Source organism: Ruegeria atlantica, assembly GCF_013033965.1.
Taxonomy (GTDB): Bacteria; Pseudomonadota; Alphaproteobacteria; order Rhodobacterales; family Rhodobacteraceae; genus Ruegeria; species Ruegeria atlantica_D.
Genome location: NZ_WQFE01000012.1, coordinates 99072 through 112427 on the forward strand (window position 1 = coordinate 99072; position 13356 = coordinate 112427).

General features: G+C 57.1%; 14 protein-coding genes. 9 read left to right on the forward strand and 5 right to left on the reverse strand.

Features of this window, described 5'->3' with window-relative positions; genetic code table 11:
- Position 1: 1 nt before the first annotated feature.
- The 3 genes from rlmH to GOW16_RS19080 form a co-directional block, all read right to left on the reverse strand.
- Positions 2 to 472, reverse strand: coding sequence for a 23S rRNA (pseudouridine(1915)-N(3))-methyltransferase RlmH (gene rlmH, locus GOW16_RS19070; RefSeq protein WP_170418412.1), 471 nt, complete (start codon positions 470 to 472; stop codon positions 2 to 4).
- 44 nt (positions 473 to 516) lie between these two features.
- Positions 517 to 876 carry a ribosome silencing factor gene (gene rsfS, locus GOW16_RS19075; protein ID WP_058276550.1) on the reverse strand — a complete coding sequence of 120 codons (360 nt, stop codon included), beginning with the start codon at positions 874 to 876 and terminating at the stop codon, positions 517 to 519.
- Between the two features lie 164 nt (positions 877 to 1040).
- Positions 1041 to 2393: a mechanosensitive ion channel domain-containing protein gene (locus GOW16_RS19080; RefSeq protein WP_170418415.1), complete on the reverse strand. Its 1353-nt coding sequence runs from the start codon at positions 2391 to 2393 to the stop codon at positions 1041 to 1043.
- Positions 2394 to 2504: 111 nt separating this feature from the next.
- Here GOW16_RS19080 and GOW16_RS19085 point away from each other — a divergent pair, with 111 nt between their 5' ends.
- The 9 genes from GOW16_RS19085 (at position 2505) to GOW16_RS19125 (ending at position 10260) form a co-directional block, all read left to right on the forward strand.
- Entirely contained in the window at positions 2505 to 2603 is a 99-nt protein-coding gene (locus GOW16_RS19085) for an isopropylmalate isomerase (protein WP_108861670.1), read from the forward strand.
- 53 nt (positions 2604 to 2656) lie between these two features.
- Entirely contained in the window at positions 2657 to 4060 is a 1404-nt protein-coding gene (leuC, locus tag GOW16_RS19090; RefSeq protein WP_170418418.1) for a 3-isopropylmalate dehydratase large subunit, read from the forward strand.
- Positions 4061 to 4097: 37 nt separating this feature from the next.
- Positions 4098 to 4652 (forward strand): HdeD family acid-resistance protein, encoded by a 555-nt coding sequence (locus tag GOW16_RS19095; RefSeq protein ID WP_170418421.1) that lies wholly within the window; start codon positions 4098 to 4100, stop codon positions 4650 to 4652.
- Positions 4653 to 4694: 42 nt separating this feature from the next.
- Positions 4695 to 5300 (forward strand): 3-isopropylmalate dehydratase small subunit, encoded by a 606-nt coding sequence (gene leuD / locus GOW16_RS19100; protein WP_170418424.1) that lies wholly within the window; start codon positions 4695 to 4697, stop codon positions 5298 to 5300.
- A gap of 329 nt (positions 5301 to 5629) precedes the next feature.
- Positions 5630 to 6460 carry a hypothetical protein gene (locus GOW16_RS19105; RefSeq protein WP_170418427.1) on the forward strand — a complete coding sequence of 277 codons (831 nt, stop codon included), beginning with the start codon at positions 5630 to 5632 and terminating at the stop codon, positions 6458 to 6460.
- Positions 6457 to 7488 (forward strand): endonuclease/exonuclease/phosphatase family protein, encoded by a 1032-nt coding sequence (locus GOW16_RS19110; protein ID WP_170418430.1) that lies wholly within the window; start codon positions 6457 to 6459, stop codon positions 7486 to 7488. The genes GOW16_RS19105 and GOW16_RS19110 overlap by 4 nt, the downstream gene beginning before the upstream one ends.
- Positions 7489 to 7664: 176 nt before the next feature.
- Positions 7665 to 8768 carry a 3-isopropylmalate dehydrogenase gene (gene leuB, locus GOW16_RS19115; RefSeq protein ID WP_170418434.1) on the forward strand — a complete coding sequence of 368 codons (1104 nt, stop codon included), beginning with the start codon at positions 7665 to 7667 and terminating at the stop codon, positions 8766 to 8768.
- A 415-nt stretch (positions 8769 to 9183) separates the two neighbouring features.
- Complete coding sequence (locus tag GOW16_RS23105; RefSeq protein WP_217354679.1) at positions 9184 to 9420, forward strand: adenylate/guanylate cyclase domain-containing protein; 237 nt, start codon at positions 9184 to 9186, stop codon at positions 9418 to 9420.
- 381 nt (positions 9421 to 9801) lie between these two features.
- Positions 9802 to 10260: a hypothetical protein gene (locus GOW16_RS19125; RefSeq protein WP_170418438.1), complete on the forward strand. Its 459-nt coding sequence runs from the start codon at positions 9802 to 9804 to the stop codon at positions 10258 to 10260.
- Between the two features lie 84 nt (positions 10261 to 10344).
- Here GOW16_RS19125 and GOW16_RS19130 read toward each other — a convergent pair whose 3' ends face one another.
- The gene (locus tag GOW16_RS19130) at positions 10345 to 10992 is read right to left on the reverse strand and encodes a shikimate kinase (RefSeq protein ID WP_368039939.1); all 648 of its coding nucleotides are present in this window, start codon (positions 10990 to 10992) and stop codon (positions 10345 to 10347) included.
- A 160-nt stretch (positions 10993 to 11152) separates the two neighbouring features.
- Complete coding sequence (locus GOW16_RS19135; protein WP_170418444.1) at positions 11153 to 13342, reverse strand: transglycosylase domain-containing protein; 2190 nt, start codon at positions 13340 to 13342, stop codon at positions 11153 to 11155.
- Between the last annotated feature and the right edge of the window lie 14 nt (positions 13343 to 13356).

Below are 13356 nucleotides of genomic sequence, written 5' to 3' on the forward strand. Positions count from 1 at the left end.
TTCAGACCCGGTGATAAGGACCGCCGGACAGAATGGTCGCGGCCCGATAAAGTTGCTCGGCCAGCATCACACGGACGAGCATATGGGGCCAGACCATCGATCCGAATGAGATGGAAAAATCAGCCTCAGTCCGCAAATTAGGGTCTATTCCGTCGGCTCCGCCAATGATCAGCGCCAGATCCTGGCGCCCGGCGTCACGCCAATCGCGGAGTTTTTTGGCAAAATCCGGCGAAGACATGACCCGCCCGCGTTCGTCCAGCGTGCAGATCACTGCGCCTTTGGGCAGCGCCTTGCGCAACAGCGTGGCCTCGGCCCCCATGCCTGCGTTTTTCTTGTCCTCAACCTCGATTACACGTGCAGGACCTAGGCCCAGCGCGCGGCCGGTCCGGTCAAATCGGGTCAGGTAATCGTCAAGCAGGGTCTTCTCCGGTCCGGCACGCAATCGCCCGACCGCACAAATGCTTATACGCATATTTCTCTCGCCTCCGGCCTGTTAATGCAGGCCGGGATGGCGCCTCAGTTCGCCGAGGCGCTGCCGCCCTGAGGCAGCCACATCTTTTCCAGCTGATAGAATTCACGCACTTCGGGGCGGAAGATATGGACGATCACGTCGCCCGTATCGATCAGCACCCAGTCGCCGGCATCCTTGCCTTCGACCTTCGAGGTGAAACCGAATTCCTGCTTGATGCGATCCGTCAGCTTTTCCGCCATCGCCGAAACCTGGCGTGTTGACCGACCCGACGCGATCACCATGTGATCCGCCACGGAAGACTTGCCCTGCAGGTTGATCTGCACGACGTCTTCGGCCTTGTCATCGGAAAGTGAGGAAAGGATACGCTCAAGCAGCTTGTCGCTGATTGACTGAGAGTGGGCCATTACACCGGCCCCGTCATCGGCGGGCAAACCCGCCTGGGTATGTAGAGACAGGACATAGTCCTCCTTTGTTGCGCGCCGCCAAACCCCGGCGCAGGGGTACTAATAAGGTAACAAGGGGATTGCAACATTTCAATGAACGGGCGCTTTTGGGGCCGCACAGGCGCTCACTCTTTGGCGATCTGTTGCTGCTCTGCGCCGTCCGACAGCAACCGAACCTCGCGCTGAGGGAAGGGAATCGATATCCCCTCGACTTTGAAGGCGTCCCAGAGGGCGAGGTACACATTGCCCCGAATGTTGGTCAGCCCCTTGGTCGGATCACTGATCCAGAACCGCAGCACGTAATCCACGCTGCTATCCCCGAATCCGGTGATATGGCAGACCGGTTCGTGCGAGCCGCCGCTGAGAACACGCTTCACCGTTTTGACCGAACGGATCGCCGTTGCGCGGACTTGGTGCGGGTCGTCGTCATAGCTGGTGCCAAAATCCAAATCCAGCCGCACATACCGGTCAGAATGCGACCAGTTCACCACCTGATTGGTGATCAGGTCCTCGTTCGGGATCAGATATTCCCGCCCGTCACGCGTGACCACCGAGACATACCGCGCGCCCAGCGCGTTGATCCATCCGAAGGTGTCGCCCAGTGAGATCACGTCGCCCGGTTTGATCGAACGATCCATCAGGATGATGATCCCCGAGATCAGGTTTGACACCACCTTTTGCAGGCCAAACCCGATGCCCACACCGATCGCACCGGACAACAGCGCGATGCCGGTCAGATCGAATCCAAGCGTGCGGATAGCAGCCATGAAGACGGCGCCGTAAAGCAGGACCTGTATGCCCTTAGCTAACAGAACCTGCATCGAGGGCGTGATATCATCGTTACGCTTAAGACCCCGCTCGGCTGCGCCCGTCCCGATCCGGGCCAAAGTAAGCAGGACGCCAATCAGAAGGACGGCCTTGAGGATCCCAAGAAACGACAAGTGAAGGTCACCGATCGTAATCGCGACGCCGTCGAGAAATTCGGCTACATCATCCGTCAGCCCCAAGGCTATCAAAGTTGCGTAGATCCACATCGACCACTTGAATATCTGTCGTAATGTTCGATTACGCACCAATCGCGACACAAGTGCGATGGCCAGCCATGCCGCTGCCAGGGTCGCCACGACCCCGATGATGTAGCTATGAGAGGGCCAGGTCGAGTTCTGCATCACCCAATAAAGCGACCAGGACATCAGCACAAAGTACACGAGCGTCAGTCGGCGCATGATCTGGACTAGGAGGCGCAGGCGCCATTTCGGCCATCCGGAGCGTGATCGTGCCCATGTATCCCAACGGTGCTGGGTCATCAGCTTCATCAAAAACGCCAGTGCCCAAAGGCCCAGGATGATGATCAGCTGATATTGTCGCCAACCGGGCGTAAAGATCAGCTCAATCAGATTCAGAAATTGCGATGAGAATGCCGCCGTCATATTGGCATAAAGCTCTGAGAGCGATTCCGGTAGCAGGTCTTGGTTCATGCACGTCTCCTGCCGGTCAGCTTGGACAGAGGGGCAGCGTGATGCAAGTGCAACCTAGTTGTCCCCGGATTGAACCTTGATTGACGCGCACACGCGATATATCTGAGGCGCATGAGAGTCTATTTGGCCCCAGCTCCGACACTGCAAGACCGCACGCGCCTGCGTGAACGGTTCTTTGGGGCCGCCCGCACGGTTCTGGCCCGCCTATAAGGCGCGTCCAGCCACTCGCCAGCTATTTCTCATTTACATACGGGAGAGGACCGATGTCCCCCAAAACACTCTATGACAAGATCTGGGATGCCCATGTCGCGCACGAAGCCGATGATGGTACCTGCCTGCTTTATATCGACCGCCACCTGGTGCACGAAGTCACCAGCCCGCAAGCCTTTGAAGGGCTTCGCATGGCGGGCCGTCCGGTGCGCGCACCGGAAAAGACCATCGCCGTGCCGGATCACAACGTTCCAACCACAGCAGACCGCGTAAACGGCATCGAAAACCCTGAATCACGCATTCAAGTCGAAGCGCTGGACAAGAACGCCAAGGATTTTGGCATTCACTATTACCCGGTTAACGATGTGCGTCAGGGCATCGTGCACATCGTCGGCCCCGAACAGGGCTGGACCCTGCCCGGCATGACCGTGGTTTGCGGCGACAGTCACACGGCGACGCATGGCGCGTTTGGCGCGCTGGCTCACGGCATTGGTACTTCTGAGGTCGAGCACGTTCTGGCCACGCAGACCCTGATCCAGAAGAAATCCAAAAACATGAAGGTGGAAATCACCGGCAAATTGCAGCCGGGCGTGACCGCCAAGGACATCACTCTGGCTGTGATCGGTGAGACCGGCACTGCCGGCGGCACCGGCTATGTGATCGAATATTGCGGCGAAGCGATCCGCGACCTGTCGATGGAAGGCCGCATGACTGTCTGCAACATGGCCATCGAAGGCGGTGCCCGCGCGGGTCTGATCGCGCCGGATGAGACCACCTATGAATATGTAAAAGGTCGCCCTCACGCCCCGAAAGGCGCACAGTGGGAAGCCGCTCTGACATGGTGGAAAACGCTCTATACCGACGATGACGCGCATTTCGACAAGGTCATCACCCTGCGCGGCGAAGACATCGCGCCGGTCGTCACCTGGGGCACCAGCCCCGAGGATGTTCTGCCGATCACCGCAACTGTGCCGAACCCCGAAGATTTCGAAGGCGGCAAGGTCGACGCGGCCCGCCGTTCGATCGAATATATGGGACTGGAAGCCGGTCAGAAACTCAGCGATGTGGAAATCGACACTGTCTTCATCGGTTCCTGCACCAACGGCCGGATCGAAGACCTGCGCGCCGCAGCTGAGATTCTGAAAGGCAAAAAGGTCAAGGACGGCATGCGTGCCATGGTCGTGCCCGGTTCGGGCCTGGTCCGCGCTCAGGCCGAAGAAGAAGGTCTGGCCGAGATTTTCAAAGAGGCCGGGTTCGAATGGCGTCTGGCAGGATGTTCAATGTGTCTGGCGATGAACCCGGATCAGTTGCAGCCGGGCGAGCGCTGTGCCGCGACCTCGAACCGCAACTTCGAAGGCCGTCAGGGCCGGGGCGGTCGCACCCATTTGCTGAGCCCGGCGATGGCTGCCGCAGCGGCAATCACAGGACGGCTGACAGACGTCCGTGAATTGATGTAAGGTCCCCTCATATCTAGATATTTGAGGGATTGAAAACATGAGTGACTGGGTCAAATGGCTCCTGCTGGGGCTTCTGTCCATAGCGTTCGGTATCTTCGTACTGGGCGCGCCAGTTGTGGCGTCTGTCGCCGTGACAGTGGTAACCGGTGTGTTGCTGCTGATCTCGGGCGCGCTGCAAGTTGTTGGCGGCTTTACGGTTGAAGGCACCGGCAACAAAATTCTGTCACTCATCATGGGTGCGGTGATGCTGTTTCTGGGCTGGTCCTTTCTGGATCACCCGCTGCAGGGAACCCTGACCTTGGCAACCGTGATACTGATCCTGTTCATGGCAGGCGGCATCGCGCGGGTCATTCTGTCGTTCCAGATGAAAGGAACACAGTTTTTCTGGCCCACGATGATCTCGGGCATCTTGTCGATCGTCCTTGCCGGTATCATCTGGACATATGTAGGAAGCGATCCTCAGGTGCTGTTGAGCATTCTGGGTATCTTCCTTGGCATTGAGATGCTGTTCAACGGGTTCGGATTGGTCTTCATGGCGTTCTTCATCAAGAACGCACCCAACGACGCAACAACAGAAGCGAAAGAAGCTTAAACGCGGGATACGGGCGCGGCCCTCTCTCGCAGGAGTGTAGACATGGAAAAGTTTGACAAAGTCCACGGGGTGGCCGCCCCAATGCCGCTGATCAATATCGACACCGATATGATCATCCCGAAAGTGCACCTGAAAACCATCAAACGGTCCGGCCTTGGCGTCGTGCTGTTTGATGAAATGCGCTATCATGATGACGGGCAGGAAAACGAAGAGTTCGTGCTGAACAAGCCCGCCTATCGTCAGACTGAGATTCTGGTAGCTGGCGACAATTTCGGCTGCGGCTCATCGCGCGAACACGCGCCATGGGCAATCAAGGATTTTGGCATCAAGGTCGTAATCTCGACCAGCTTTGCCGACATCTTCTTCAACAACTGCTTTAAGAACGGCATTCTGCCTATCGTGGTGGAAGAGGAACATCACACCATTCTGATGGAAGATGCCCACAAGGGCGAAAACGCCCGCATGACCGTTCATCTGGAAGATCAGCAGATCACCACCTCGGATGGCGTTGTGATCGAGTTCGACATCGACCCCCACCGTAAGCATTGCCTGCTGAACGGCCTGGACGATATCGGCCTGACGATGGAGAAAGACCATCACATCGACAAATTCGAGGATCACGCAAGCCAGGCCCGTCCCTGGGTGTGATTCCAAGAACGAATCTGTGGACACTCAACCTATCGGGGTCGCTTTGGCGGCCCCGTTCGCATTCTTGGGGTTAATGAACTCGCAACCACAACATGTAGTATAGCTCTTAGGATACACGCCGAATTTGAGACAGGAATGATGCAAAGGCGCACCAGTTTCGCCATCATTTTGCCTGAAATCCCGTGTTTTCTGCAGCGTGGCTTGAGCGGATTGCCGCTTATCGTCCAAGTTGGCGATTACAGAGGCACCCGTAGAAAAACAATTGTCGGGCACAAGTTGGGACGAAACCGTCAAAGAAGCGGTCAATCCGGTTTGAAAGGGTTTGGATAGTGATTGCGCGCACAACAGGGGCGGCGATTCGGGGATTATTGGTCGCACTTATGGTGCTGACACCCGCGTTGTATCTGCCTGTAACATCGACGAATGGGACCGAGATTGTCGTCTTTCTCGCCATTCTCGCGTTTTTTCTGACGTTCGCCGAATACAACTCTGCTTTCCCCAGCTTTATCGAATTCCGCGATGCGCCGCCTGTGAACCGTTTGCGTTTTGTCGGGTTGATGTCGATGGTCACCTTCCTGACGCTGATCTGCAAAAATGCCTATACGCCCACAGGCTTGACGACGACGTTCTATTCCTTTGGCGTGGGCGTCGCGAATGTGGTCGACTTTCCCTATTCACCGGTTCGGCTGATCATTCTGATGCTGCCCGCCGACGCAAGTGCGCCGTTGATCGAACTTGTTCGTATTGCCGCCAGTGTTGCGTATGTCGCTGCTTTGGTGACGATCGCCAGCTTTGCCTATGCGGTGAAAGTCCGCGGCTGGCCGACAGGAAATGGTGCTTTCAACGTCTGGACCAATCTTCCGTTGTTTGACCCGACCAAAGGTGGCGACGTGGTGACACGACTGCAGCGTGATGGGCGCCTGAACATTTGCATCGGCATTCTGCTGCCGTTCCTGATCCCGGCCCTGATCAAACTGCTGACCGACTATGCCGAACCGATCTCGCTGAGCAACCCTCAGACGCTGATCTGGACGCTGAGCGCTTGGGCCTTCCTGCCAGCCAGCATGATCATGCGCGGCATGGCGACCTTGCGTATTGCCAATCTGATCGTCGAAAAACGGCGCGCCTATTCCACGGCCGAGTCTACCCAGACCGCATGATCCGCATCCTGATCCTGCTGCTGTTGCCCGTTGTGGCACAGGCAGAGACGATCCGTATTGCCACCTACAACACAGAACTCAGCCGCGACGGGCCCGGCTTGTTGCTGCGGGATATTGACCGCGGCGATGAACAGGTGATGGCGGTTGTCGGCGTTTTGGCTGAAACGCGTCCCGACATCATCGCGTTGCAGGGTCTCGACTGGGATTTCGAGGGGCAGATACTTGCTGCGATGGCAAATCGGTTGCGCGACGCAGGAATGGACTATCCGTTTACCTTTGCAGCCCGGCCAAACTCGGGCCTGGAAACAGACCTTGACCTGGACGGAGACGGCCGCACCAACGGCCCCGGTGATGCACAAGGCTGGGGACGGTTCACCGGGCAGGGCGGTCTGGCCGTGATGTCGCGTTTCCCCATTGCGTTGGACGAGGTTCAGGACCTGTCTGACATTTTGTGGCAGGACCTGCCGGGGGCTGAACTGCCCCGACGCGACGCAGCCCCATATCCGTCGCAACAGGCACAGAACGTTCAACGACTGTCTTCCGTGGCGCATTGGATCGTACCCATCGAAACCCCGGCGGGACGGATGGATCTGATGACGTTTCACGCCTCACCCCCTGTGTTTGACGGTCCCGAGGATCGCAACGGCCTTCGAAACCGGGATGAGATACGCCTTTGGTCTGCTGTGTTAGATGGACAGATCGGGCACAACTCTCACGGCCCGTTTGTCATCGCCGGTGACGCCAATCTGGACCCATCGCGCGGCGAAGGACGCAAAGAGGCAATCCGTGACCTTTTGAACGACCCGCGCGTTCAGGACCCTGCGCCTACGGATCCCTCGGGCGATTTGACCACAGTGGTTTGGAAAACGGTTGGTCCAATGCGGGTCGATTACGTCCTGCCGTCGACTGATTGGCAGGTGGCGGGATCAGGCGTGCACTGGCCCGCCCCAGGCACCAGGGAACGAAACACAGCCGAGGCCGCCAGCCGTCACCGGCTGATCTGGGTTGACCTGACACTGCCGCGTTAATGCGGCCCATTGCGCCAAATTCTGGCCTGATAAACCGGGCTGACGCAATTTTCGGACGCCATGCGCATCGCCCGGGAAACAATCCTGTATTTCCTTGCACTCAGGCCGGATCGTCTCATTGACCCGGTGGCACACAGGCGCTAGGGCCTGTGCTGTAAAACGCAAGGAGATCCTTCATGTCCAACCCCTCGCTCCTCATCCTGCCCGGAGACGGAATTGGCCCCGAAGTCATGGCCGAAGTGCGCAGAGTCATCGACTGGTTCGGTGCAAAACGCGGCCTGGAATTCGACGTGAGCGAGGATCTGGTCGGCGGTGCCGCATATGACGCGCACGGCAAGCCCTTGTCGGACGAGACCATGGCCAAAGCGCAGGAAGTCGACGCGGTTTTGCTGGGTGCCGTTGGCGGTCCGAAATATGACGATCTGGATTTCAGCCTCAAGCCCGAGCGCGGGTTGCTGCGCCTGCGCAAAGAGATGGACCTGTATTCGAACCTGCGCCCCGCTCAGTGTTTTGACGCACTGGCCGACTTCTCGTCGCTGAAAAAAGACATCGTTGCTGGCCTCGACATCATGATCGTGCGCGAACTGACCTCGGGCGTCTATTTCGGTGAACCACGCGGCATCTTCGAAGAAGGCAATGAGCGTGTGGGCATCAACACCCAGCGCTATACCGAATCCGAGATCGAACGCGCCGCACGCTCGGCCTTTGAGCTGGCGATGCGCCGGAACAAAAAAGTCTGCTCGATGGAGAAGGCCAATGTGATGGAATCGGGCATCCTGTGGCGCGAGGTTGTTGACCGTGTGGCCAAAGACTACCCCGAGGTCGAGCTGAGCCATATGTACGCGGACAACGGTGCCATGCAACTGGTGCGCGCGCCCAAACAGTTTGACGTCATCCTGACTGATAACCTGTTTGGCGACATCCTGTCGGACTGTGCCGCGATGCTGACTGGCTCGCTGGGAATGCTTCCGTCGGCCTCTCTTGGTGCCCCAATGGCCAATGGTCGCCCCAAGGCGATGTACGAGCCCGTACACGGCTCTGCCCCCGACATCACAGGTCAGGGCAAAGCAAACCCGATTGCCTGTATCCTCAGCTTCGCGATGGCCCTGCGCTACAGCTTTGATCAGGGCGCCGAGGCAGACCGTCTGGAAGCCGCGATCGAGAAGGTGCTGGCCGACGGTGTTCGCACAGGCGACCTGCTGGCTGACGAAGGGGTCACGCCGGTTTCCACCACGGAAATGGGCGACGCCATTCTGGCCGCGTTGGACGACAGCCTCTGATCAGGCCGTCTTTCAATTGTTAAGGCGGTGCCTGGGGTCCAGCCCATGCTGGAAATGTTGAAACGCGGACTCGACAGAATCCGAGCCAACAACGCCCGTGTTTCGAAGAGTGGACATCTGACGATTTACTCAGATGTCCACTCAAAGCCCAAACTCACAGATGCTGCGCGTATCACCAACGGCCGATTTGAAGTGGCACCGAGTAGATCGTGATCCCACGCCGGACATGCAAAGTAATGCTCTGTGGCCGATCAGGCCCAGGACGCTCGCAGGCACGGTTATGCCGGTGGACCGGCGCCATTGAACCACGCATCGTTTTTGTGTTGCTCGATCAGCCAGACCTCGATCTGTTGCGCCAAATTGTCTGACAGCCCATCCAGCTGTTCCTGCTTTGAGAGCAGTTGCTCAGATCGGATTGGATATCCGAATTGGCGTTCATACAGGCGAAGTTGAATTTGCTGGCGATGATGTTCGTGGCATCGCGGTCAACATTGCGTCACGGATCTCCGAGCTCGGAATTGAAGCCGACGTGCTTGTTTCACGCACGGTCAAGGACCTGGTTGCCGGGTCTGGGATACAGCTTTCGAGTTTTGGCACACATATATTGAAGGGTGTGCCAGATGAGTGGGACGTGTATAAATCTGAGGTTTGATTTCATCTTTACGAACCAAGTTTACGAACCAAGTTGGTGCACGACCATTCGGTCATATCTTGTACGGCTTGTGTATACCCGAGAGGTTCACGGTAGTGCGACCTCCAATAGAAAACGCCAACAAAAGAACTGTTGAGAATTAAAAAATACCGGATGACCTGTCGGCTATTTTTCTCGTTTTTCCATGAGCTGCACTTGCTAGCCCACTGGGTGTGTGGGTATTTTCATCCGACAATCTTGAGTTGACTTAATTCTCCCGATGCACCCTAACCTTATGAAGCAAGTTTCAGGTTCTTAGTAAGGTGTCTTATGCGGTTTTTTCCAAGAAGGTTCTGTTCTGTTATTGCGTTTCTGTCAGCGTCTCTGACGAATGGCCCACTGTTGGCACTAGAGATACAAGAACAGCAGGCTATTTCCGGCTGGGATGTGATAAAGGCGCGAACCGATAGAGATGGGTTATCCTGCCAAGCCGTTCGATGTGACCAACCAAACTGCAACCGGCGCTCAAATGCATCTTTGTTGCTATGGGGTTCAGAGAACCGGAACGCTATCACCCCCCAAGTCGGATTAGGTGCCGGTTTGCCGAAAGGGTTTACTGCCGAGCTTGAGGTGGCAGGGCAGTCATTTGACTTCATTCAGAACAAGCCTCCTGGACCAAATCGACTCGTCCCCAAAAATGAAAGCGATGACGCAAAGATCGTTCAGGCAATCAGTAATGCCGCTGCGCAAAATGCGAAGTCGACAGTCTCTGTAAAATCGGAATTGGGAAGTTTCCAAATCCCAATCAAAGCCGCGCCCAAGGTTCTTCGCTTCTTTAAGTCGCGCTGCGGTATCCAATGATGCGCACTGGTGCATTAGGTTGCACATCCGCTCCTGAAGTTTGAGCCCTGAGTAACAAATGCTGCACGATCAACAGATGCCCGCTTACAGGTTCTTTGCCTTGTTTAGTTGGGCAAATATCGAATGAGCAGCACCTTCGGGTCGTCCCTGAAAGACGGTAACTTGGTCCGCAAGTGACCGATAAACGGGCAAACGTTCCAAAAACTTGGGACGCTCGATCTCAGGTCTCAGGTTGAGGCCGCGCCGAACCTGACGGGTTACAACAATCGTTGCACATTGATCCGGGTCGGCATGGGGCAAGAGTAAGACTGAATATCCCACTTTCTTAACCGAAACCCTGTTCAACTCGACAGTCTTGGCTTCAACCTCAGCGATAAGGAAACCAGAAGAAAGAGCACAAACGCAGGGCGGTGAACGTCGGAAAACATGGTCAAAAAACACTTTGGAGTTTTCGCGCACATACCGAGCGTAACCATTGTCTTTGATGTAGCGGCCAATGTGCCCTGGTCCGGACATGAATAGCTCATCCAAATCGACGAACTTGCGGCCAAGGTGTCTTGCAAGATGGGGTCCGGATGAAGTTTTTCCGACACCACCCGGTCCAATGAGAAAAATATGCCGATCCATCTGGACACAATAGTAAAACCTACAGAACCCGCATGCTTGTTTTTCTGCCGAAAAATCTGGAGCGGACAATCGATGCCACTTGGCAAATGGCAGATCTGTCCGCATTGCGGTTGTTGGTTGGGTTCATGTAACTTTTTTCGGGAATATGGGAAGGCTCTCAAAGAAATCTTCGAGAGAAAACGTTCTGTTAAAACCCGCCAACAAAGCGGCGGGTTCCTGTCATTTCGACAATTCCGCCATAGAATTGTGGCGGGGCATCGCCTGTTTAATTTCCACCGAAGATGTTGTTCAGCAGGTTGTTGATGGCCCGGTCCAACCCGGTTTGTTTCTTACGGCGCTGTTGCTGCGGTTGGGCTGTTCTGACTGGTGGGTCCGGGGCCAGCATCGGAAGCGGCGTCGGCGTCATGCCTTCGGTTACGCGTAGCATGGTTTCCTTCCAGATTTCAGCTGGCAATCCTCCTCCGGTTACACCGGACAAGGGCGTGTTGTCGTCATAGCCCATCCAGATGCCCGTCACGTAATCAGCCGTGAACCCGATAAACCACGCATCCCGTGCGGCTTGCGTCGTGCCGGTTTTGCCCGCCACCTGCCAACCGGGCAGTTGGGCACGCGCACCGGTTCCCTCGGACACCACACGCTCCATCATCCAGGTCAGCTGTTTGGCTGCCTTGTCATTGATGACCCGCTCACCAATACCCGTTGTCGTCACCATGACCGGGGTTTCGTCACCCAGCAGCTTCAGTTCGGTCAGTCCATAAGGTTCCACTGCCGAGCCGCCATTCAGGATACCCGCATAGGCCCCCGTCATCTCGATCAACGTGCTTTCCGACGCGCCCAGCGCCAGAGCGGGGCCTTGCGCCAGGTCACTATCGATGCCGAATTCGCTGGCCACCGTGCGGACATTGTCCAGCCCTGCGATCTCAGCCACTTTCACCGCCGGGATGTTCAGCGAGTTTTTCAACGCATCTGCCAGGGTGACACGCCCGTAAAACTTGTTGGTGTAGTTCTTGGGACACCATTGCCCAGAGCCCGGAATATTCACGCAGTAGGGTTCATCTACGATCGTATCCAATGGCGAATAGCCAAGCTCAAGCGCGGTGGCATAGACAAAGGGCTTGAACGAAGACCCCGTTTGCCGCAGCGCCTGCGTGGCGCGATTGAAGGCACCGGACACGCGTGTTTTGCGCCCACCAACCATTCCGCGCACGGCCCCATCCGCCGACATCACCACGATCGCGGCCTGTGCCTTGGATCCTTCGCGGACTTTCTCCTGAAAAATGAACTGCAACGCCTCTTCGGCTGATTTCTGGATACGCTGATCCAGCGTGGTGCGGATCACCACGTCTTCGGTTGTGTTGCGTGTAAAGAACTCTGGCCCGCTGGCCATTACCCAGTCAGCGAAGTAACCGCCGGCGCGCGCGGCAGCCGCTTCGGACAATTGCGCGGGATTGTTGCGCGCGCCGCTGGCTTGCGCCGCGGTCAAATACCCCTGCGCCTCCATTAGGCCAACCACCAGCCGCGCCCGGTCCTGCGAACGTTGCAGGTTGTTCGTAGGCGCATAGCGCGTTGGTGCCACCAGCAATCCGGCCAGCATCGCGGCTTGAGACGGGCTGACTTCAGCCGCCGAAATACCGAAATACCGCTGGCTTGCGGCCTCGAACCCACGCGCACCCGCGCCAAGGAAAGCGCGGTTCAGGTAGATGGTCAGAATCTCGTCCTTAGTGTACTTGACCTCCATCGCCATCGCATAAACCGCTTCTTTGGCCTTGCGCCAAAGTGACCCCTGACGGCAGTCGGACTCATACGCCGCCTCGGATTCCCATTCGCTGGGCTCATATGGTACGCCCAGGCACAAAAGTTTGGCGGTTTGCTGCGTGATGGTAGAACCACCATGCCCCGAAAGTGGCCCGCGCCCTTCGCTGAGGTTGATGCGGACGGCGCTCGCGACGCCGCGCGGACTGACGCCGAAATGGCGGTAGAATCGTTTGTCCTCGGTCGCGACGACCGCGTTCTTCAGATGGGGCGATACGGTATCGGCCGTGATAACACCACCGAACTGATCGCCGCGCCAGGCGAAGACCTTGCCGTCTCGATCCAGCAACGTCACTGATCCGCGTGCACGACCATCGAGCAGCGCGTCAACATCAGGCAGGCTGGAATAGACAACGCCAACCGCAAGCGCCAGCAACAATGCGGCCACCGCGCCAACACGCCAAGTCACGCCCCAAAATAGCCGCCACAGCCAGCGGAAAAAACGACGAATGAAACCGCCGCCACCGCCACCGGAAGACTTGCGGGTTTTCCGACGGGTCGTTTTGCGGGTCGACGTCTTGCGCGCCGCCGCCTTTTTGCCAGCGGGCTTTGTCGTCCGCTTTGTGGTCGCGGGTTTGCGCCCCTTGGAAGGGTATCTTTTGTCCGCAACAAGCGATGTCTTGCGGCGCTTGGACTCAGTCATGCTCAAACTCTGCC

Excerpts from the sequence above, each read along its gene's own strand:
- rsfS (WP_058276550.1), bottom strand. The coding sequence starts at position 876 with ATGGCCCACTCTCAGTCAATCAGCGACAAGCTGCTTGAGCGTATCCTT.
- GOW16_RS19095 (WP_170418421.1), top strand. The coding sequence starts at position 4,098 with ATGAGTGACTGGGTCAAATGGCTCCTGCTGGGGCTTCTGTCCATAGCG.
- rlmH (WP_170418412.1), bottom strand. The coding sequence starts at position 472 with ATGCGTATAAGCATTTGTGCGGTCGGGCGATTGCGTGCCGGACCGGAG.
- GOW16_RS19080 (WP_170418415.1), bottom strand. The coding sequence starts at position 2,393 with ATGAACCAAGACCTGCTACCGGAATCGCTCTCAGAGCTTTATGCCAAT.
- GOW16_RS19135 (WP_170418444.1), bottom strand. The coding sequence starts at position 13,342 with ATGACTGAGTCCAAGCGCCGCAAGACATCGCTTGTTGCGGACAAAAGA.
- GOW16_RS19130 (WP_368039939.1), bottom strand. The coding sequence starts at position 10,992 with ATGCGGACAGATCTGCCATTTGCCAAGTGGCATCGATTGTCCGCTCCA.
- GOW16_RS19110 (WP_170418430.1), top strand. The coding sequence starts at position 6,457 with ATGATCCGCATCCTGATCCTGCTGCTGTTGCCCGTTGTGGCACAGGCA.
- leuC (WP_170418418.1), top strand. The coding sequence starts at position 2,657 with ATGTCCCCCAAAACACTCTATGACAAGATCTGGGATGCCCATGTCGCG.
- GOW16_RS19085 (WP_108861670.1), top strand. The coding sequence starts at position 2,505 with ATGAGAGTCTATTTGGCCCCAGCTCCGACACTGCAAGACCGCACGCGC.
- leuB (WP_170418434.1), top strand. The coding sequence starts at position 7,665 with ATGTCCAACCCCTCGCTCCTCATCCTGCCCGGAGACGGAATTGGCCCC.
- leuD (WP_170418424.1), top strand. The coding sequence starts at position 4,695 with ATGGAAAAGTTTGACAAAGTCCACGGGGTGGCCGCCCCAATGCCGCTG.